Annotated in this window: 14 protein-coding genes and 5 pseudogenes; 11 read left to right on the top strand and 8 right to left on the bottom strand. The window is 73.2% G+C overall.

The annotated features are described in order from the left end of the window. Positions 1-205: 205 nt before the first annotated feature. From ABEB09_RS07270 to ABEB09_RS07255, 4 genes and pseudogenes are all read left to right on the top strand, one after another. Positions 206-3,102, top strand: a pseudogene (locus ABEB09_RS07270) (bifunctional acetate--CoA ligase family protein/GNAT family N-acetyltransferase). Positions 3,103-3,159: 57 nt separating this feature from the next. Further along, entirely contained in the window at positions 3,160-3,744 is a 585-nt protein-coding gene (locus ABEB09_RS07265) for a DUF5998 family protein (protein WP_345688254.1), read from the top strand. Beyond that, positions 3,744-4,948: pseudogene (locus tag ABEB09_RS07260) on the top strand (alkaline phosphatase family protein). The gene ABEB09_RS07265 and the pseudogene ABEB09_RS07260 overlap by 1 nt, the downstream one beginning before the upstream one ends. 61 nt (positions 4,949-5,009) lie before the next feature. After that, complete coding sequence (locus ABEB09_RS07255) at positions 5,010-5,702, top strand: thymidine kinase (RefSeq protein WP_345688252.1); 693 nt, start codon at positions 5,010-5,012, stop codon at positions 5,700-5,702. Here ABEB09_RS07255 and ABEB09_RS07250 read toward each other — a convergent pair. Further along, a complete protein-coding gene (locus tag ABEB09_RS07250; protein WP_345688250.1) occupies positions 5,674-6,447 on the bottom strand; it encodes a VOC family protein in 774 nt (257 codons plus the stop codon). The genes ABEB09_RS07255 and ABEB09_RS07250 overlap by 29 nt on opposite strands. A 226-nt stretch (positions 6,448-6,673) precedes the next feature. On the opposite strand from ABEB09_RS07250, the pseudogene ABEB09_RS07245 reads away from it, so the two are divergent. Then, positions 6,674-7,563 (top strand): annotated as a pseudogene (locus ABEB09_RS07245) (sulfurtransferase). Between the two features lie 172 nt (positions 7,564-7,735). On the opposite strand, the gene sepH reads toward ABEB09_RS07245, so the two are convergent. The 5 genes and pseudogenes from sepH to ABEB09_RS07220 all read right to left on the bottom strand — a co-directional run bounded on the left by sepH (position 7,736) and on the right by ABEB09_RS07220 (position 12,603). After that, a complete protein-coding gene (gene sepH / locus ABEB09_RS07240) occupies positions 7,736-8,803 on the bottom strand; it encodes a septation protein SepH (protein ID WP_345688248.1) in 1,068 nt (355 codons plus the stop codon). A gap of 459 nt (positions 8,804-9,262) precedes the next feature. Continuing rightward, positions 9,263-9,394: a hypothetical protein gene (locus ABEB09_RS07235; RefSeq protein ID WP_345688246.1), complete on the bottom strand. Its 132-nt coding sequence runs from the start codon at positions 9,392-9,394 to the stop codon at positions 9,263-9,265. A gap of 21 nt (positions 9,395-9,415) precedes the next feature. Continuing rightward, positions 9,416-9,724, bottom strand: coding sequence for a hypothetical protein (locus tag ABEB09_RS07230; RefSeq protein WP_345688244.1), 309 nt, complete (start codon positions 9,722-9,724; stop codon positions 9,416-9,418). A gap of 318 nt (positions 9,725-10,042) precedes the next feature. Continuing rightward, a pseudogene (locus tag ABEB09_RS07225) lies at positions 10,043-11,376 on the bottom strand (D-arabinono-1,4-lactone oxidase). Further along, positions 11,321-12,603: pseudogene (locus tag ABEB09_RS07220) on the bottom strand (MFS transporter). The pseudogenes ABEB09_RS07225 and ABEB09_RS07220 overlap by 56 nt, the downstream one beginning before the upstream one ends. Positions 12,604-12,740: 137 nt before the next feature. On the opposite strand from ABEB09_RS07220, the gene ABEB09_RS07215 reads away from it, so the two are divergent. Next, the gene (locus ABEB09_RS07215) at positions 12,741-13,868 is read left to right on the top strand and encodes a ferrochelatase (RefSeq protein ID WP_345688242.1); all 1,128 of its coding nucleotides are present in this window, start codon (positions 12,741-12,743) and stop codon (positions 13,866-13,868) included. 21 nt (positions 13,869-13,889) lie between these two features. Then, positions 13,890-14,696: an inositol monophosphatase family protein gene (locus tag ABEB09_RS07210; protein ID WP_345693865.1), complete on the top strand. Its 807-nt coding sequence runs from the start codon at positions 13,890-13,892 to the stop codon at positions 14,694-14,696. 92 nt (positions 14,697-14,788) lie between these two features. On the opposite strand, the gene ABEB09_RS07205 is transcribed toward ABEB09_RS07210, so the two are convergent. Next, positions 14,789-14,962, bottom strand: a complete 174-nt coding sequence (locus ABEB09_RS07205; RefSeq protein ID WP_345688240.1) for a hypothetical protein — start codon at positions 14,960-14,962, stop codon at positions 14,789-14,791. Between the two features lie 334 nt (positions 14,963-15,296). Between ABEB09_RS07205 and ABEB09_RS07200 the strand changes: the two genes are divergently transcribed. The 4 genes from ABEB09_RS07200 (at position 15,297) to ABEB09_RS07185 (ending at position 18,837) form a co-directional block, all read left to right on the top strand. Beyond that, the gene (locus ABEB09_RS07200; protein WP_345688238.1) at positions 15,297-15,950 is read left to right on the top strand and encodes a response regulator transcription factor; all 654 of its coding nucleotides are present in this window, start codon (positions 15,297-15,299) and stop codon (positions 15,948-15,950) included. Between the two features lie 4 nt (positions 15,951-15,954). Then, positions 15,955-17,190, top strand: a complete 1,236-nt coding sequence (locus tag ABEB09_RS07195) for a sensor histidine kinase (RefSeq protein WP_345688236.1) — start codon at positions 15,955-15,957, stop codon at positions 17,188-17,190. A gap of 395 nt (positions 17,191-17,585) precedes the next feature. After that, a complete protein-coding gene (locus ABEB09_RS07190) occupies positions 17,586-17,882 on the top strand; it encodes a DUF4193 domain-containing protein (protein ID WP_345688234.1) in 297 nt (98 codons plus the stop codon). 13 nt (positions 17,883-17,895) lie between these two features. Then, positions 17,896-18,837, top strand: a complete 942-nt coding sequence (locus ABEB09_RS07185; RefSeq protein WP_345688232.1) for a hypothetical protein — start codon at positions 17,896-17,898, stop codon at positions 18,835-18,837. A 51-nt stretch (positions 18,838-18,888) separates the two neighbouring features. Here the strand turns inward: ABEB09_RS07185 and ABEB09_RS07180 are convergent, their stop codons facing one another. Then, positions 18,889-19,407 carry a DUF3093 domain-containing protein gene (locus ABEB09_RS07180; protein ID WP_345688230.1) on the bottom strand — a complete coding sequence of 173 codons (519 nt, stop codon included), beginning with the start codon at positions 19,405-19,407 and terminating at the stop codon, positions 18,889-18,891. Between the last annotated feature and the right edge of the window lie 27 nt (positions 19,408-19,434).

Genomic DNA, 19,434 nt, shown 5'->3' with positions numbered 1-19,434 from the left:
TTGCCCTTCAAGTCCTAGCGGTTGTCTAGACCAGTCTCTCATGCTCTGCGGAGTACGCGAAACACCCTCCCGGCCCGCCGTCCGGCCCTGTGGCCACGCCGGTGGGACCGCCCTTCGGCCCGCTCCCGCGGCCGACCGACCCTCCTTGCCTCACCGTTGTCCACAGGCACCTCCGCAACCGGAGCCGGCACCGTACTCTTGGGCCATGCGGAACCCGTCGGATCAGTCGGCACATGCGTACCCCGACCACTGGGAAGCCGACGTCGTGCTGCGAGACGGCGGCACCGCGCGGATCAGGCCGATCACGACGGACGACGCCGACCGTCTGGTCAGCTTCTACGAGCAGGTCTCGGACGAGTCGAAGTACTACCGGTTCTTCGCACCTTACCCCCGGCTCTCCGCCAAGGACGTGCACCGCTTCACGCACCACGACTTCGTCGACCGGGTGGGCCTGGCCGCCACCGTCGGCGGCGAGTTCATCGCGACCGTCCGCTACGACCGCATCGACGAGCGCGGGATGCCCGCCCCCGCCCCCGCCGACGAGGCCGAGGTCGCCTTCCTCGTCCAGGACGCCCACCAGGGCCGCGGCGTCGCCTCCGCGCTCCTGGAGCACATCGCCGCCGTCGCCCGGGAGCGCGGCATCCGCCGCTTCGCCGCCGAGGTGCTGCCCGCCAACACCAAGATGATCAAGGTGTTCACGGACGCCGGCTACACCCAGAAGCGCAGCTTCGAGGACGGCGCCGTCCGCCTCCACCTCGATCTGGAGCCCACCGACCGCGCCCTCGCCGTGCAGCGCGCCCGCGAGCAGCGCGCCGAGGCCCGCTCCGTGCAGCGGCTCCTGGCCCCCGGCTCCCTCGCCGTCATCGGCGCGGGCCGCACCCCGGGCGGCGTCGGCCGCACCATCCTGCGCAACGTGCTCGACGCCGGGTTCACCGGCCGTGTGTACGCGGTGAACAGCGCCCTGCCCGCCCCGGGGCCCGATGGGGAGCCGGCCCGCATGGACGGCGTCCCCGCCCACCGTTCGCTGGCCGACATCGGCGACCACGTCGACGTCGCGATCGTCGCCGTCCCCGCCGAGCGTGTCCCCGAAGTCGTCGCCGACTGCGGCGAACACGGCGTACGCGGGCTGGTCGTCCTCTCCGCCGGGTACGCCGAGCGGGGCCCGGCCGGCCGGGAGCGCCAGCGCGAGCTGGTCCGGCAGGCCCGCTCGTACGGCATGCGCGTCATCGGCCCCAACGCGTTCGGCCTGATCAACACCGCGGAGGGCGTACGGCTCAACGCCTCGCTCGCGCCGCAGCTGCCCGCCGCCGGGCGGATCGGCCTCTTCACCCAGTCCGGCGCCATCGGCATCGCGCTCCTGTCCGGCCTCCACCGGCGGGGCGCCGGCCTCTCGTCGTTCGTCTCGGCCGGCAATCGCGCGGACGTCTCCGGCAACGACCTGCTCCAGCACTGGTACGACGACCCCGACACCGACGTCGGCCTGCTGTACCTGGAGTCGCTCGGCAACCCCCGCAAGTTCACCCGGCTCGCCCGCCGCACTGCCGCCGTCAAGCCGGTCGTCGTCGTGAAGGGCGCCCGGCACAGCGGCAGTGCCCCTCCCGGCCACGCCGTCCCCGTCACCCGCATCCCGCACGCCACGGTCTCCGCGCTGCTCCGCCAGGCGGGCGTCATCCGCGTCGACACGGTGACCGAGCTGGTCGACGCCGGACTGCTGCTCGCCGGACAGCCGCTGCCCGCGGGGCCCCGCGTCGCCATCCTCGGCAACTCGGAGTCGCTCGGGCTGCTCACGTACGACGCCTGCCTCACCGAGGGGCTGCGCCCCCTGCGCCCCCGGGACCTCACCACCGCCGCCACCCCCGACGACTTCCGCACCGCGCTCGCGGATGCCCTGCACGACGACGGGTGCGACGCGGTGGTGGTCACCGCGATCCCCAGCGTCGGCGAGACCGGGCCGGCCGCCGAGGGCGAGATCCTGGCCGAGGCCCTGCGCGAGGCCTGCGCCACCTCCCCGGCCAAGCCCGTGGTCGTCGTCCACGTCGAACTGGGCGCCCTGGCCGACGCCCTGGCGGCGGCCACGAGCACGGCACCCACGCATGAGGCCCCGCCCGCCGGCGCGGTCCCGCCGAACCCGGCCTCGACGGCGGCCACCCCCACAACGGCTCCCGACGCAGCGAGCAGCCCGGAGACCCACCCGGAGAACACCCCCGCCGCGTCCCCGTCCCGCGACCCCGGCCACATCCCGGCCTACCCCGCCGCCGAGCGTGCCGGGCGGGCGCTCGCCGAGGCCGTCAAGTACGCGGAGTGGCGCCGCAAGGCCGCCGACCCCGGCCGCGTGCCCGAGTACGAGGGAATCGACGAGAGCGGCGCCGCCGCGCAGATCGAACGCCTCCTCGCCGGCCACGACGTGGGCGAGCGCGGCATCACGCTCAGCCCCACGCACGCGCACGAACTGCTCGGCCGGTACGGCATCGCCGTACACCCCGCCCTGGCCGCGCCCGACCCGGACGCCGCCGTCGGGGCAGCGGCCCGCCTGGGCTACCCCGTCGCCCTGAAGACCACCGCGCCCCACCTGCGGCACCGCCCCGACCTCGGCGGCGTGCGCCTCGACCTGGCCACCGAGGAGCAGCTGCGCACCGCGTACGCGGAGCTGACGGAGGCCCTGGGCAAGCCCGAGGAGCTCCAGCCCGTCGTCCAGGCCATGGTGCCGCGCGGAGTCGACACCGTCGTCCGCGCGTCCGTCGATCCGGCCGTCGGCGCCTTCCTCTCCTTCGGCCTCGCCGGAGCGCCCTCCGAACTGCTCGGCGACACCGCCCACCGGCTCGTCCCGGCGACGGACCGGGACGTCGCCGAACAGATCCGGTCCATCCGGACCGCGCCCCTCCTGTTCGGCTGGCGGGGCTCCGCACCCGTCGACACCGCGGCCCTGGAGGAGCTGCTGCTGCGTGTCTCCCGGCTCGTCGACGACCACCCGGAGATCGTCGCCGTCGCCCTGGAGCCTGTCGTCGTCGCGCCCCAGGGCCTCGCCGTCCTCGGCGCCACCGTCCGGCTCGCCCCGCCCCCGCCCGCTCCGACCTCGGGCCCCGCCACCTCCCCAGCTACTGACCCCGCCACCGTCCCGGACCGTCACCGGGCCGCCGTGGGCCCCGTAGGATGGAGCCCATGGCGAAGACCGGTACGACGACCCAGGGGCTGCGCGCGGCGATCGAGCGCAGCGGCTACTACCCGGCCCTCGTGGCCGAGGCGGTGGAGGCCGCCGTCGGTGGCGAGCCGATCGTGTCGTACCTGGTCCACCAGGAGACCACCTTCGACGCCAACGAGGTGCGCCGGCACGTCACCGTCCTCGTCCTCACCTCGACCCGCTTCATCGTCAGCCACACCGACGAGCAGAACGCGGACACCAGCTCCCCGACCCCGTACGCGACGACGTCGACCGAGTCGGTCAAGCTCGGCCGGATCTCCTCCGTCGTCCTCAGCCGCGTGGTCGCCAACCCGGAGGCGTACACGCCGGGCACGCTGCCCCGCGAGGTCGTCCTCACCATCGGCTGGGGCGCGGTCTCCCGCATCGACCTGGAGCCCGCCGCCTGCGGCGAGCCGAACTGCGAGGCCGACCACGGCTACACCGGCAACGCCACCGCCGACGACCTCAGCCTCCGCGTGAGCGAGGCGGGCGACGGCCCGGAGACGGTCCGCCAGGCCCTGCTGTTCGCGCAGGCCCTGTCCGAAGCCACCGCGGCCACCCGCTGATGGTCCAGCCCGCAGCGAGGGCCGCCGCCTGGCCCGACGACCCGGTTCCGCTCGCCCTCGACACCGCGCCCGTGCCCGAGTACGGCTCCGGCTCCCTCGCCGACCTGCTGCCGACCCTCGCGGCCGGGCCGGCGTACCCGGCTGTGAGCACCGCATCACCGAGCTGACCCCCGCCGACCGGAACTGCGTGTTCCTGATCGACGGCCTCGGCTGGGAGCAGATCAAGGCCCACCCCGCCGAGGCGCCCTTCCTGACCTCCCTGCTCGCCTCCTCGCGCGGCGGCACGGGCCGGCCCCTCACCTCCGGCTTCCCCGCCACCACGGCGACCTCGCTGGCCTCCGTCGGCACCGGCCTGCCGCCCGGTGTGCACGGCCTGGCCGGCTACACGGTCCGCGACCCGGACAGCGGCGAGCTGATGAACCAGCTGCGTTGGCGGCCGTGGACGTCGCCCGGCGTCTGGCAGCCGTACCCCACGGTGTTCCAGCTCGCGGACGCCGCCGGCGTGCACACCGCGCAGGTGTCGTCCCCGGCGTTCTCGGACACCCCGCTCACCAAGGTCGCGCTCAGCGGCGGAACGTTTCACGGCCGGCTCTCCGGCGAGGAGCGGATGGACCTGACCGCCGAGCAGCTGGCCGCGGGCGACCGCTCCCTCGTGTACACGTACTACAGCGAGGTCGACGGCGCCGGCCACCGCTTCGGCGTCGACTCCGACCCCTGGCGCGGCCAGCTGATGCACGCCGACCAGCTCGTCCAGCGCCTCGCCGAGCAGCTGCCGCCCCGTACGGCGCTGTACGTCACGGCCGACCACGGCATGGTCGACATCCCCTTCGACGAGGAGTCCCGCGTCGACTTCGACGAGGACTGGGAGCTGCGCGCCGGCGTCGCCCTCCTGGGCGGCGAGGGCCGCGCCCGCCACGTGTACGCCGTGCCCGGCGCCGAGACGGACGTCCTGGCCTGCTGGCGCGAGGTGCTGGGCGACCGGTTCTGGGTGGCCGGCCGCGACGAGGCGATCGCGGCCGGCTGGTTCGGGCCGCACATCGACGAGCGCGTCCACGGCCGCATCGGCGACGTCGTCGCGGCCGCGCACGACGACGTCGTGATCATCGCGTCCGAGAACGAGCCGCACGAGTCGGCGATGGCCGGCATGCACGGCTCGATGACCGCAGCCGAGCAGCTGGTGCCGCTGCTCGAAGTCCGCGCCTGACACCGGCCCCCGCCCTACCTCACTCGTCCCCCCGACCACCCGAAAGGTCGTTCACCTCCCCATGCCCGAGCTGGTGTTCTTCTCCGGAACGATGGACTGCGGAAAGAGCACCCTCGCTCTTCAGATCGAGCACAACCGGTCCGCGCGCGGCCTCCAGGGCATGATCTTCACGCGGGACGACCGGGCGGGCGAGGGCAAGCTGTCCTCCCGCCTCGGCCTCGTGACCGACGCCGTCGAGGCCGCCGAGGGCTTCGACTTCTACGCGTACCTCGTCGCCCACCTCTCCCGCGGCGGCCGCTGCGACTACGTCATCGCCGACGAGGCGCAGTTCCTCGCCCCCGAGCAGATCGACCAGCTCGCCCGCGTCGTCGACGACCTGGAACTGGACGTCTTCGCGTTCGGCATCACCACCGACTTCCGCTCCAAGCTCTTCCCCGGCTCCCAGCGCCTCGTCGAGCTGGCCGACCGCGTCGAGGTCCTCCAGGTCGAGGCCCTCTGCTGGTGCGGCGCCCGCGCCACGCACAACGCCCGCACTGTCGGCGGCGTGATGGTCGTCGAGGGCGCCCAGGTCGTCGTCGGCGACGTCAACGCCGGGGACGAGGTCGGGTACGAGGTGCTGTGCCGGCGCCACCACCGGCGCCGGATGACCGCCGCCACCGCCCGCGCCGCCGCCCTCTCGCCGGACGTCCTGCCCGTCGAGGACGCGGAGACGGTACGGGCCGGGCTCAGCGGTCGGTCGACCGCACGATCGTGAAGACGGCGCCCTCCGGGTCGGCCACGGTCGCCCGCCGCCCGCCCTCGTCGTCGTGCGGCGGCTTGAGGACCTGACCGCCCAGCTCCTTCACGCGGACCACCGCCGCGTCCGGGTCGGCCACCGCGAACCAGGTCATCCAGTGCGCCCCACGGTCCCGCGGCAGCGCGTTGCCCACGCCGTGCAGTGCGGCGACCGGCCGGCCGTCCACGGTCAGGGTCACGAAGTCCAGGTCGGCGGAGACGAGCGGGTCCAGCTCGTAGCCGAACACCGTCCGGTAGAACTTGGCGACCGACTCCGTCTCCTGCGTCTGCAGCTCGTTCCACACGGGCGTGCCCGGTGTGCCGGCGACGGCCGTCCCCAGGTGCGCGGCGGCCTGCCAGACACCGAAGACCGCGCCCGACGGGTCGGAACAGATCACCAGCCGGCCGGCGTCCGCGGCGTCCAGCGGGCCGACGGCGACCGTGCCCCCACTGCAGTGGATCGATTCGGCGGTCTCGTCGGCGTCGTCCGACGCCAGATACGTCGTCCAGGCGATCGGCAGATCACGGTCGGCGGGAAGCTGGCCGATACCCGCCACCTCCTTGCCGTCGAGCAGCGCGCGCACGTACGGGCCCAGCTGTTGCGGACCGGGCTGGAAGTCCCAGCCGAACAGCTCCCCGTAGAACTCCTTCGTCGCGTCAAGGCCGTGCACCATCAAGCTCACCCAACAGGGTGTGCCTGGCTTGCGCCGAGTCGCCTCGGTCATCGTCACACTCTCCTCGGACCATCGTCGTGGCCGTGCGGGGGGACCGGGCGCACGCCGCACTAGCCAGCGGCTTCACGCCGCGTCAGATGCTTGCTCCACGGGGTGAGCGGTGGGCCCGGGCCGCGCCGTGGTTTGGCGCGATCCCGCAGGAGGATGCCCGAAATTTCGTGGACCATCCGCCCGGCACCCGCCCCGGCACGGCGCGTGTCTGCGCGAGGATGGCCCCATGAACTCGAACACGAGCACCGCACCGACCCCTCTCGTCACCGCGGAGGCCCTCGCGACGGAACTCGCCGCGGCCGTGGACGCCGCAGCCGGGACCTCTCTCCCGTCCGGCCCAGCGCCGCTCGTCGTCCTCGACGTGCGCTGGGAGCTGGGCGGGCCGCCCGGACGGCCCGCGTACGAGGCGGGGCACATCCCCGGCGCCGTGTACGTGGACCTGGACGGCGAGCTGGCGGGCCCGCCCGGGGACCGTGGCCGCCATCCGCTGCCCGATCTCGCGGTGTTCGGCGCGGCGATGCGCGCGGCGGGCGTGTCGGCCGGCTCGCGGGTCGTCGTGTACGACGGGGGCCAGGGCTGGGCGGCGGCGCGCGCCTGGTGGCTGCTGCGCTGGGCCGGCCACACCGACGTACGGGTCCTCGACGGGGGCCTCGCCGCGTGGCGGGGCGAGCTGTCCACGGAGACGCCCACCCCGGCGCCCGGCGACTTCGAGCCCGAGCCGGGTGCCCTGCCGCTGCTGGACGCGGACGGCGCCGCGGCTCTGGCGCGGTCGGGGCTGCTGCTGGACGCGCGGGCGGGGGAGCGGTACCGGGGCGAGGTGGAGCCGATCGACCCGGTCGGCGGCCACATCCCCGGCGCGGTCTCCGCCCCGACCACCGAGAACGTCGCCGGGGACGGGCGCTTCCTGCCCGCCGAGGCGCTGGCGGCCCGCTTCAAGGAACTGGGCGCCGCCGACGCGTCGCAGGTCGGCGTCTACTGCGGCTCCGGCGTCTCGGGCGCCCACGAGGTCCTGGCCCTGCACGTCGCCGGCATCCCGGCGGCGCTGTACGCCGGCTCCTGGTCCGAGTGGTCCGGGACCCGTCCCGCCCGGTCGCCACGGGCCCGGACCGCGGCTGACACCCACCGAGGGCTGGCCGGCCTGGCGCCCGCGGCCAGGCCGGTGCCGGCGTTCCGCTGCGGGCAGTCGTTCCGCCTGTGGGCATTCGTCCGCCTGAGGACCAGTCAACAGGCAGGCCGGCAAGGCGGTCGCCGGCCGGCCGAGCACCGGCGCCGCCCCACCTGGGTCGCGCTACTCCTGCTTCTTGCGCCGCGTGCCGAAGACGATCTCGTCCCAGCTCGGGACCGCCGCCCGGCGGCCCGGACGGACGCCGTCCGCCTCGGCCTGGCGGTCCGTCGTCCCGATGAGCCGGTCGCGGTGACCGCTCACCGAGCGCGGCATCAGCACGTCGGCGTACGCGGAGCCGGCGCCGGCCGACGCGGCGGGCGCCGGAGGCTCCTCCGCCTGCGCGTCCGCCTCCGACTCGGCCTCCGAGGACTCCGTACCCGCCCGCTCGGGGACGACCATGTCGCCCCGGAAGCTGGGCACCGCCTCCAGGAGGCTGGTCAGCGAGTCCCGCTCGGACTCCTCCTCCGGTTCGGCGGAGGGCGGCGGGAGCGAAGGCCGGTCGAGCGAACGGTCGAGGGGCCGGTCGCGCGGCAGCCGCGCGATGCGCGGGACGAACGGGAAGCTCGGCTCCTGGACCGCCACGGAGTCGTCGGTCTCGCCGATCAGCGCCCGCGCCTCGGCGTCGACGGCCTGGACCAGCCGCCGGGGCGGGTCGTACGTCCAGCTCGCCGAGTGCACCTCACCGGCGACCCGGTAGACGAGCAGCACCTCCCAGGTGCCGTCGTCCCGGCGCCAGGAGTCCCACGCCACGGTGTCCTTCTCGGCGCCGCGCAGCAGCAGCCGCTCCTGCACCGCCTCGCCCAGCAGCGGACCGGTGTTCTCACCGGGCCTGCGCACGGGGGTCTTGCGGGCCCGCTCGGCCATGAAGGCACGCTCGGCGAGCACCGGACCCTCGAAGCGACGGACGCGCTCGACGGGGATGCCCGCGAGCTGCGCGACCTCCTCGGCGGAGGCACCGGCACGTATACGCGCCTGGATGTCCCGGGGCCGGAGGTGGCTCTCGACCTCGATCTCGATCTGGCCGAGGCGGGGGCGGTCGTTGCGGACGGCGGCGCGCAGCCGCTCGTCAATCGGAAGCGTGTACTCCGTGTTGTCCGCAGCCTTCAGCACCAGTCGTGTGCCGTCGTTGGAGACGGCCACGACACGCAGTTCGGGCATGGGGACCTCCCGGGTGGTGCCTGCCGACGTCACGTGCGTCGCTGCTTCCGCTAGTCGAGTGTGGCCTGCCCGGGTGCAGCCTGCCACAACCTTGCCGAGTTGCCCGGCGTGTCGGGCATGGGCCCTGGAACGCCGTTATGGCACGGTGACCTATTCTGCAACACAGCGTGACTGGTCGGTCACTCTGTGTGGCAGGCCCCCGTGCGGTGCCGCGGCGCCGCCGGATTGAGTGCCATTTTCGGCCCCTCCCGTTGATCCCGGACACCCGTAAGGGACCGATGCCCAGGGTTCGCCACAGTACTCCATTCGGGCCACCAGGGTGGACCGGCGCGCCGCCGAAGTTCTCGCCGTGCCCGTCAGTTGAGTCTCCGGCACCTCGCCGCGTACGTGGCGTCCTTCACAGAACCGGTGGAAACGGAACTAATAGCTCCACACATAAGTCCCTTTCCTTCGCACGGTGGGACAGATGGGTGAACAGAGGCTGAGGATGCATCAGAGGGCGGAGAAGCCGAAGACCGGTAAGGAAGGGACGGAAGAGAAGAACGAGAAGAATGAGAAGAAGCGGATCGACCTGAGCGTCGCCCAGGTCGCCGGCACCGCGATCGCCGCGGTCGTCGCGGCCACGCTCGCGTCCCGACTCGGCGTCTACGGCACCGTTCTCGGCGCCGGCGTGATCAGCGTCATCGCGACCTGCGGCGGATCCGTCTTCCAGTACCTCTTCGCGAGCACGGGCGAGCGGTTCCACGGAGCCGCCGCGCGTACCTCTCCCGCGCCCGCGCAGCCGCCGCACCCCGACGGCACGTTCGGCGAGGCCACCACGTACCGGAGCCGCGTACGTGGCTGGAAGCGGTCGGTCGCCGCCGCGGCGCTGGTGTTCGTCACCGCCATGGCCGGCATCACGGCGTACGAAGTGGTCTCCGGCCGGAACCTCAGCGGCGACCAGGGCTCGACCACCTTCGGCTCCGTCGTCGGCGCGGGCGGCGGACAGGAACGGCCGTCCACCCCGCCCCCTCGCGGGGCGGCGACCACGGCGACGGCCGGACCGGGAAGGGCGGTCAGGAAGCAACGCCCGGCTCCCGCCCCGGAATCGACGGCTCCACCGCCCCGGCCACGCCCAGTCCCACGCCATCGACGGCCCAGCCCACCACCGGCGCCCCGACTCCCACGCCCACACCGACGCCCCCACCGACGCCGACGCCGGACCCCGCCACGAGCCCGGCCGACCCGCCCACCGCGCCCGAGGCGACACCGCCCGCCGAATGAGGCGGGGCGTCAGTCCCCGAGGACCCGCCGCAGATAGTCGTTGCCGAACATCCGCTCCGGATCCAGCCGGTCGCGCAGCGCCGTGAACTCCCCGAACCTCGGGTACGCCCGGGACAGATACGCCGCGTCACGGGTGTGCACCTTCCCCCAGTGCGGCCGCCCCCCGTGCGCCGTCATGATCCGCTCCGCCGCGGTGAAGTACGCCCGGTACGGCGTGCCCCGGTACATGTGCACCGCGATGTAGGCGCTGTCCCGGCCCGACGCCGTCGACAGCGTGATGTCGTCCGCCGGCGCCGTGCGCACCTCGACCGGGAAGCTCACCCGCAGCGGCGAGCGGTCCACCATCGCCTTCAGTTCGCGCAGCGCCTCCACCGCCGCCTCGCGCGGAAGGGCGTACTCCATCTCCACGAAGCGCACGCGCCGCGGGCTGGTGAAGACCTTGTAGGGGATGTCGGTGTACGTACGGGCCGACAGCGCCCGGCTCGACACCTTCGCGATGGCCGGGACGACCGACGGCAGCGCCTTGCCGAAGGAGTTCGCCACCTGGAAGACCCCGTTGGACAGGAACTCGTCCTCGAACCAGCCGCTGATCCGGCCGGGAGGCGCGAGAGGCCCCTGACTGCGGTTGTTGCGCTTGGTGTTGCAGTTGCCGGTGTGCGGGAACCAGTAGAACTCGAAGTGCTCGTTCTCCGCGTGCAGCGCGTCGAACTCCGCGGTGACGCGGTCGAACGTCATCGGCTCCTCGCGCGCGGTGAGCAGGAACATCGGCTCCACCGCGAACGTGACCGCCGAGACGATCCCCAGGGCGCCCAGGCCGATCCGGGCGGCCGCGAAGACCTCCGGGTTCTCCTTCTCGGAGCAGGTCAGCACCCGGCCGTCCGCCGTCACCAGCTCCAGCTCGCGGATCTGCGCGGCGAGCGAACCCGAGTCACGGCCCGTGCCGTGCGTACCGGTGCTGATCGCGCCCGCCACCGTCTGCTCCATGATGTCGCCCATGTTCGTGAGCGACAGGCCCTCCCGGGCCAGGGCCGCGTTCAGCCGCTTCAGCGGAGTGCCCGACTCCACCGTCACGGTCATCGAAGATCGGTCGAGCCTCCGGATCCCGGTCAGCAGGTCCGGGCGGATCAGCAGGCCGTCGGTCGCGGCGATCGCCGTGAAGGAGTGCCCCGTGCCGACGGTCTTGACCCGCATCCCCTTCCGGCGGCCGACCGGACATGGCCGGCCAGCTCCTCCACGGACGCCGGGAACACCTCCCCGGCCGGCCGGGCCGCGACGTTGCCCGCCCAGTTACGCCACGTGCCGTTCGGGCCGCTCCGGCCGCGCCGGGTGTTCCAACCGCTCAGAGTGTTCCGGGTCCTGCTGCTCACGCTGCCCCTCCCGCGTCGGCACCGGCCTGTTCAGCCGGCGGTACCCCAGGAACGCCACGACCGCCGCGAGCACCCCCGCCATGCCGGGCACGGCGTACCCCGCCTCGGCCCCGTGCGCGTCGACCACCCAGCCGGAGGCCGAGGAGCCGAGCGCCACGCCGACCGCGAGCCCCGTGGTCGTCCAGGACATGCCCTCGGTCAGCTTGCTGCGCGGTACGTGCGCCTGGACGAGGGCCATGGTGGTCACCATCGTCGGCGCGATGGCGAGGCCCGCGACAAAGAGCGCCACGGCCAGCAACGGCAGGTTCCCGGCCAGTTGGAGGGGGATCATACTCACGGCCATCGCGCAGACACCCACAACCCATCTGCGGGACGCCCTGCCCTTCAGGTGCAGCAGCCCGAACACCGCCCCGGCCAGGCAGGAACCCAGCGCGTACACCGCCAGGACCAGGCTCGCCGCGGCCTTGTGACCGCGCTCCTCGGCGAAGGCCACCGTCACCACGTCGACGGCACCGAAGATGGCGCCCGTCGCCACGAAAGCGGCCACCAGGACCTGGAGCCGGGGGAGCGCAGGGCGCTGCCGCGGCGCGCGTGCTTCTCCACCGGGTGCGGCGCCGGCTCCGTGGCGCGCAGCGCCGTCAGCCAGTACACGCCGATCAGCAGGAAGACCCCGGCCAGCAGCGGTCCGGCCTCGGGGAACCAGACCGTCGACAGGCCGATGGAGGCGATCGGGCCGATGATGAAGCAGACCTCGTCGACGATCGACTCCAGCGAGTACGCCGTGTGCAGCCGCTGCGGCTCGCCCCGGTAGATCTCCGCCCAGCGCGCCCGGGTCATCGCCCCGACGCTGGGCACGCAGCCGGCCACGGCCGTGCACACGAACAGCGTCCAGTCCGGCAGCTCCCGCCGGGCGCACACGAGCAGCGCGGCGACCGCGGCGACCGACACCAGCGTGGCCGGCCGCAGCACCCGGCGCTGTCCGTACCGGTCGACCAGCCGCGATATCTGCGGCCCCAGCACGGCGGCGGAGGCCGCCAGCGTCGCCGTCAGCGCGCCCGCGAGTCCGTACCGGCCCGTGAGCTGCGAAATCATCGTCACGATGCCGATCCCCATCATGGACAGCGGCATCCGGCCGAGGAAGCCGGCGGAGGAGAACCCCAGGGTGCCGGGGGCGGCGAAGAGCGCGCGATAAGGACTGGGCAAGGGGAACTCCGGGGGTGCGGAAGCCTGCGGACGGCGACCGGGTAAGGCGTATGAACAGCCTTGACAGCTTACGGCCGAACGGGTGGGCGCGCACGGTGGTTTCCCGGCTGTCAGTACCGGGTGGCAGGATCGTTCCCATGTCCGATCAGCGTGATCCAGCCCCGTACGACGCCCTGCTGCTGCTCTCCTTCGGCGGCCCCGAGGGCCCCGACGACGTGGTCCCGTTCCTGGAGAACGTGACGCGAGGCCGGGGCATCCCCCAGGAGCGCCTGAAAGAGGTCGGCAAGCACTATTTCCAGTTCGGCGGGGTCAGCCCGATCAACGACCAGTGTCGCGCGCTGCTCGCCGCCCTGCGAGCCGACTTCGCCTCCGCCGGCCTCGACCTCCCGGTCCACTGGGGCAACCGCAACTGGACGCCGTACCTGACGGACACCCTGCGCGAGATGGTCCTCGACGGCCGCCGCCGCATCGCCGTCCTCACCACCAGCGCCTACGCCTCGTACTCGGGCTGCCGGCAGTACCGCGAGAACCTGGCGGACGCCCTCGCCACCCTGGAGGCGGAGGGCCTGCCCCTGCCCCGGATCGACAAGCTGCGCCACTACTTCAACCACCCGGGCTTCGTGGAGCCCATGGTCGACGGCGTCCTGAAGTCGCTGGACGAGCTGGACCCGGCCGTCCGCGCCGACGCCCACATCGCCTTCACCACGCACTCCATCCCCGACTCCGCCGCCGACACCTCCGGCCCCGTCGAGGACCACGGCGACGGCGGCGCCTACGTCGAGCAGCACCTGGACGTGGCCCGGCTCATCGCCGACGCCGTACGGGACCGGACCGGCGTCGAGCACCCGTGGCGGCTCGTCTACCAGTCCCGCAGCGGCGCCCCGCACATCCCGTGGCTGGAGCCGGACATCTGCGACCACCTGGAGGAGCTGCACAAGGCCGGCGTGCCCGCCGTCGTCATGGCGCCCATCGGCTTCGTCTCGGACCACATGGAGGTCCTGTACGACCTGGACACGGAGGCCACCGCCAAGGCCGCCGAGCTGGGACTCCCGGTCCGCAGGTCGGCCACGGTGGGCGACGACCCCCGGTTCGCCGCCGCCGTCCGCGACCTGCTCCTGGAGCGGGCCGCCGTCGAGCGCGGCACCGTCGCCGAGCGGTGCGCGCTGGGCGCCCTCGGCCCCTCGCACGACCTCTGCCCCATCGGCTGCTGCCCGGCGCGCAACGAGCGTCCGGCGGCAGCCGGCGCCGACAGCCCGTACGCCTGACGAGGAGACCCCGTGACCGATCTGCCGCAGGACGACGCACTCCTGGACGAACTGCTGGCCGTGGCCCTGGAGGCCGCGCACCGGGCCGGCGCCCTGCTGCGCGACGGCCGCCCCGACGACCTGGAGGTCGCCGCCACCAAGTCCAGCCCCATCGACGTGGTCACCGAGATGGACATCGCCGCCGAGAAGCTGATCACGGGCGTCCTCGCCGAGCGGCGGCCCGACGACGGCCTCCTCGGCGAGGAGGGCGGCGCCAGCGAGGGCACCAGCGGCATCCGGTGGGTCGTCGACCCCCTGGACGGCACGGTGAACTACCTCTACGGCCTGCCGACCTGGGCGGTCTCCATCGCAGCCGAGCGCGACGGCGAGGCGCTGGTCGGGGTGATCGCCGCCCCGATGCGCGGCGAGACCTACCACGCCGTACGCGGCAGGGGCGCCCACCTGGGGGAGCGGCGACTGCGCTGCCGGCCCGCGCCGCCCCTGGAGCAGGCCCTGGTGTCGACCGGCTTCAACTACGTCACCGAGGTCCGCACCCACCAGGCCGAGGTGGCGCACCGGCTGATCCCCCGGCTGCGGGACATCCGCCGCAGCGGCTCCGCCGCCATAGACCTGGCCGACGTCGCCGCCGGCCGCCTGGACGGGTACTACGAGCGGTGCCTGCGCCCCTGGGACCGCGCGGCGGGCGTCCTCCTCGCGCGGGAGGCGGGCGCCCTGACCGGCGGCCGCCCGGGCTCCCCGCCCTCGGACGACCTGACCGTCGCGGCCGCCCCGGGCGTCTTCGAACCGCTCCAGGCCCTCCTGGAGGACCTGGGCGCCTGGCACGACTGAGGCCCCGCCCCGACCGTACGACCGCCCGACCGGCTCCGGGCATGCGAAAGGCCCCGGCGACGTCCTGTGCCGGGGCCTGGCGCGGGTCGCGGTCAGGCGGTCGCGGTGGAGACCTCCACGCCGTGCTCGGCGGCCAGGCGGCGGAGGTCGTCCAGCTCGGCCTGTTCGACGTCGGCGAGGAAGTCGTCTCCCGTCTCGCGTGCCCGCGTGAGGTCACTCTCCGTGGCCCTTATGCGCTGCAGGAGTCCTGCGGTGAAAGCGTCCATGGTGCGCCCCCTCGTCATGGGTCGGTGGCACGGGGGTGTGCCGAGGGTTGGTCGATCACGCACAGCGCTTCTGGGGGACAGAGCGGTTCGTGGCGTGCCACATACGAAGCGTGATCTCGGGTGTGCAGTCGTCCTCCCCCGGCGAAACCTCAGGGAAACCTCAAAACCGTGCGGGTGTCGTGAATGGACCGGATCGCTCCGGGGTCCCAGGAGCCCTCCGCAGGCCGCCTTACAGCCGGTTTACGCGCGTAAGGGGCAGGATGGGCACCGCACCGTCCAACCCGTCAGTGTCGAAGATCTGCCCGGTTCCGGGCTCGGAGGAAGGAACAGCGCCGTGCGCGTACTCGTCGTCGAGGACGAGCAGCTGCTCGCCGATGCGGTGGCCACCGGACTGCGCCGGGAGGCCATGGCCGTCGACGTCGTGTACGACGGGGCGGCCGCCCTGGAGCGGATCGGCGTCAACGACTACGACGTGGTCGTCCTCGACCGCGACCTGCCGCTCGTCCACGGCGACGACGTCTGCCGCAAGATCGTCGAGCTGGGCATGCCGACGCGCGTGCTGATGCTCACCGCGTCCGGCGACGTCAGCGACCGCGTCGAGGGCCTGGAGCTGGGCGCCGACGACTACCTCCCCAAGCCGTTCGCGTTCAGCGAGCTGACCGCCCGCGTGCGCGCCCTCGGCCGCCGTACGACGGTGGCGCTGCCGCCCGTCCTGGAGCGGGCCGGCATCAAGCTCGACCCCAACCGCCGCGAGGTCTTCCGCGACGGCCGCGAGATCCAGCTCGCCCCCAAGGAGTTCGCCGTCCTCGAAGTGCTCATGCGCAGCGAGGGCGCCGTCGTCTCGGCGGAGCAGCTGCTGGAGAAGGCCTGGGACGAGAACACCGACCCGTTCACCAACGTCGTCCGCGTCACGGTGATGACCCTGCGCCGCAAGCTCGGCGAGCCCCCGGTGATCATCACGGTGCCGGGCTCCGGCTACCGGATCTGACCCCGTGGCGACCACCCCCACGCCGCGACCGGCGCCACCCAAACCCACCTGGGCCCCGAGGGTCCCGGCGACCCGCCCCCTCCTGCGCCCCACGATCCGGATAAGGCTCACGCTGCTGTACGGCGGCATGTTCCTGATCGCCGGCATCCTGCTCCTGTCGATCATCTACCTGCTCACGGCACAGGCGCTGTCCGTCAGCGGGGACCTGCCGTTCAAGCTGGTGAGCGGCGTGGTGCAGCCCACCGTGTCCTGGTGCGAGCTGCCCGCGGCGCCGACGAGCGACCAGTTCAACAAGGCCATGGCCGCCTGCGTCCAGTACCAGCGCGAGATGGCCCTCGACGACCTGCTGCGCCGCTCGCTCTTCGCCCTCCTCGGCCTGTCGATCATCGCCTTCGCCTTCGGCTACGCCATGGCCGGCCGCGTCCTGTCGCCGCTGGGCCGCATCACGCGGACGGCCCGCCAGGTGGCCGGCTCCGACCTGAGCCGCCGGATCGAGCTGGACGGCCCGGACGACGAGCTGAAGGAGCTGGCGGACACCTTCGACGAGATGCTGGACCGCCTGGAGCGGGCCTTCACCGCCCAGCAGCGGTTCGTCGCGAACGCCTCGCACGAGCTGCGCACCCCCCTCGCGATCAACCGCACCCTCCTGGAGGTCCACCTCTCCGACCCCGGAGCACCCGTGGAGCTCCGGGAGCTGGGCAAGACGCTGCTCGCCACCAACGAGCGCAGCGAGCAGCTCGTGGAGGGCCTCCTCCTGCTGGCCCGCAGCGAGAACCAGATCGTCGAGCGCAAGCCCGTCGACATCGCCGAAGTCGCCTCGCGCGCCGTCGACCAGGTGCGCGGCGAGGCCGAGGAACGGGGCGTGGAGATCCGCGCCGACTACAAGCCCGCCGTCGTCCAGGGCAGCGGCGTACTGCTGGAACGGGTCGCCCTGAACCTCGTCCAGAACGCCGTCCGGTACAACGTGCCGGAGGACGGCCGGGTGGAGGTCACCACGGACGTGCGGAACGGCGAGGCCGTACTGGTGGTGGCGAACACCGGGCCGGTCGTCCCGGCGTACGAGATCGACAATCTCTTCGAGCCGTTCCGGCGGCTGCGGCAGGAGCGCACGGGCAGCGACCGGGGCGTGGGCCTCGGCCTGTCGATCGTCCGCTCGGTCGCCCGCGCCCACGGCGGGCGGATCGTCGCCGAGCCCCGCGAGGGCGGCGGTCTCGTGATGCGTGTCACGTTTCCGCGGTGAACCACCGGCCCGGACGACCCCCTTGTTCGCTGTGCGCGGAATTATTGGGAACGCGCCCGAAGGGCTCCGCTGTGTGATCGATCACAACGACATACTTCCGGCCAATCACGCTGTGTGATCGAAAATTCCGCCGGAAAACCAGGAAAAGTCCGGGTTTCCGGGCCCCTGGATTACGGGAAGTACACGGGGTGGTGCCTGTGAAGCGCACGATCCCGACCGTGTACGGTCCCGTTCGCCACCCAAACCCGATCACTCGTGAGGGGTCCGGTTGGGTGTCGATTGAGTAACAGACCTTGATGTGAGGCAAAATCTCCGCCTCAGGTCGGGCACAAGTCCGGCCTCTCACGCGTTACGTGCGCTGGAGACACCGCAAACACCCAGAGGGGGAGAGTGACATGGCTACGGACTACGACACCCCACGCAAGACCGATGACGACGTCGACCAGGACAGTCTCGAAGAGCTGAAGGCCCGGCGGAACGACAAGTCGACCTCCACGGTCGACGTCGACGAGTTCGAGGCCGCAGAGGGCCTGGAGCTTCCGGGCGCCGACCTCTCCAACGAGGAGCTGGCCGTCCGCGTCCTGCCGAAGCAGGCGGACGAGTTCACCTGCATGAGCTGCTTCCTGGTGCACCACCGCAGCCAGCTGGCTCGGGAGAAGAACGGCCAGCCGATCTGCCGAGACTGCGACTGAGGTCCGGTCGGCCGTGGCAGGCGACACCCCGTCTCGGAAGCGGCGCTTCCGGCTCCCTGGGAGGCCGGAGGCGTACCAGGGCGGCACAGGCCCGGCACAGGGCGCTCACGAGGCGTCCGCCGAGCAGTCCGCCCCCCTGCCCTCCCCCGGCGCACGTGACGACGAGCGAGGCCTCCCGGCCTCGCTCGAAGCAACCGGACGGGCGGGACGGACCGAGCGGGCCCCACTGGCCCGGCGTATCCGCGTCCCCGCGCGCGGCGCACGCACCCGCGGCGTCGAAGCGGTCAGGCGCGGCGTGAAGAAGAGCGGCGAGGGCGCCAGGGCGGGCCTCGCTCATCTGGCCGACCGGATCATCGAGAACGCCCCGCGCGTTCCCGTACGGGACCTGGCCACCCTCCGCAAGCAGTTCCCGGGCCTCGGGCCCGAACAGCTCGCCGACAAACTGGTCGCGGGCGCGGCGAACGCGACCGCCACGGTGGGCGCCGGCGTCGGCGCGGCCGCCATGCTGCCCGTACCCCCCGCGATGCCGGCCGAGCTGGCCGCGGAGATCACGGGCGTCGCCGCCATCGAGCTGAAGCTCATCGCCGAGCTCCACGAGGTGTACGGCCTGCGTCCGCCCGGCACGCTCAAGGAGCGCGCGGCGGCCTACCTGACCTCCTGGACGGAGGAGCGGGGCATCGACGTCACCAAGCCCGCCAGCGTCAACGCCGCCCTGGGCGGCCGTATGAAGCGCGAGCTGCGCCAGCAGATCGTCAAGCGCACGGTGCGCAACCTGCCGAACCTGATCCCGTTCATGGTGGGCGCCACCGTCGGCGCGGTCATGAACCGCCGCGACACCCGGAAGCTCGCCGAACACATCCGCGCCGACCTGCGGCGCCGCCAGGTCCCCTGGGACGCGCTCCCCGAGCTGCCCCCGCTGGAGCAGCCGGAGAACCCCAAGGAACTGGGCTACTGACCCCGAGGACCCGGGCCGCCACGACCGGCCCCGGCAGCCCGAGCAGCCGGCCTACTGGGACGCCCTCTCGGACGCCCGCGCCCCGTCGACGGCCGCGCGCGCCTTCCGCAGCGCCTCCGCCAGCACCTCCGGCGTACGGCTCGACAGGTAGACGTACGGCGTCGGATCGGCCGCGTCCGTCACCTCCACCCGCACCGCCCCCGGCACATAGCTGCGCAGCAGCATGAACGCCCGCGGATCGGCCTTGTACGTGCGCCACGCGCGCGCCTCCTCGGCGTCCAGCACCTGCGGCTCGCCCAGCGCCGTCACCGGGATCCGGGCGTCCCCCGCGACGAGCGACCCCGCCACCACGCGGATGCGGGCGGAGCCGTACGAGCTGACGCACACCGCCGAGAGCACGCCGACCACGATCACCGAGGCCAGGACCACCACCGTCCCGAACGGCGCCACGACGAGGCCGGCCGACAGGCCCAGCAGGACGGCGATCGCCCACCACAGCCGCGGGGCCGTGAGACGTTCGTCGTACAGCGGTGCCGAGGGCCGGGCGGAAGGCTGGGTGGAAGGCTGCATACACCCAAGCTTGGCACGGCGCGACCC

Origin of the sequence: Streptomyces coeruleoprunus (assembly GCF_039542925.1) — a bacterium.
Lineage (GTDB): Bacteria > Actinomycetota > Actinomycetes > Streptomycetales > Streptomycetaceae > Streptomyces > Streptomyces coeruleoprunus.
The sequence above is the reverse complement of the archived record's forward strand: the minus strand, read 5'-3'. Positions and strand labels throughout refer to the sequence as shown.

What these genes read in the sequence shown, in the direction of transcription:
- ABEB09_RS07215 (WP_345688242.1), top strand. Translation starts at nt 12,741, where the DNA reads ATGTCCGATCAGCGTGATCCAGCCCCGTACGACGCCCTGCTGCTGCTC.
- ABEB09_RS07255 (WP_345688252.1), top strand. Translation starts at nt 5,010, where the DNA reads ATGCCCGAGCTGGTGTTCTTCTCCGGAACGATGGACTGCGGAAAGAGC.
- ABEB09_RS07265 (WP_345688254.1), top strand. Translation starts at nt 3,160, where the DNA reads ATGGCGAAGACCGGTACGACGACCCAGGGGCTGCGCGCGGCGATCGAG.
- ABEB09_RS07205 (WP_345688240.1), bottom strand. Translation starts at nt 14,962, where the DNA reads ATGGACGCTTTCACCGCAGGACTCCTGCAGCGCATAAGGGCCACGGAG.
- ABEB09_RS07180 (WP_345688230.1), bottom strand. Translation starts at nt 19,407, where the DNA reads ATGCAGCCTTCCACCCAGCCTTCCGCCCGGCCCTCGGCACCGCTGTAC.
- ABEB09_RS07190 (WP_345688234.1), top strand. Translation starts at nt 17,586, where the DNA reads ATGGCTACGGACTACGACACCCCACGCAAGACCGATGACGACGTCGAC.
- ABEB09_RS07250 (WP_345688250.1), bottom strand. Translation starts at nt 6,447, where the DNA reads ATGACCGAGGCGACTCGGCGCAAGCCAGGCACACCCTGTTGGGTGAGC.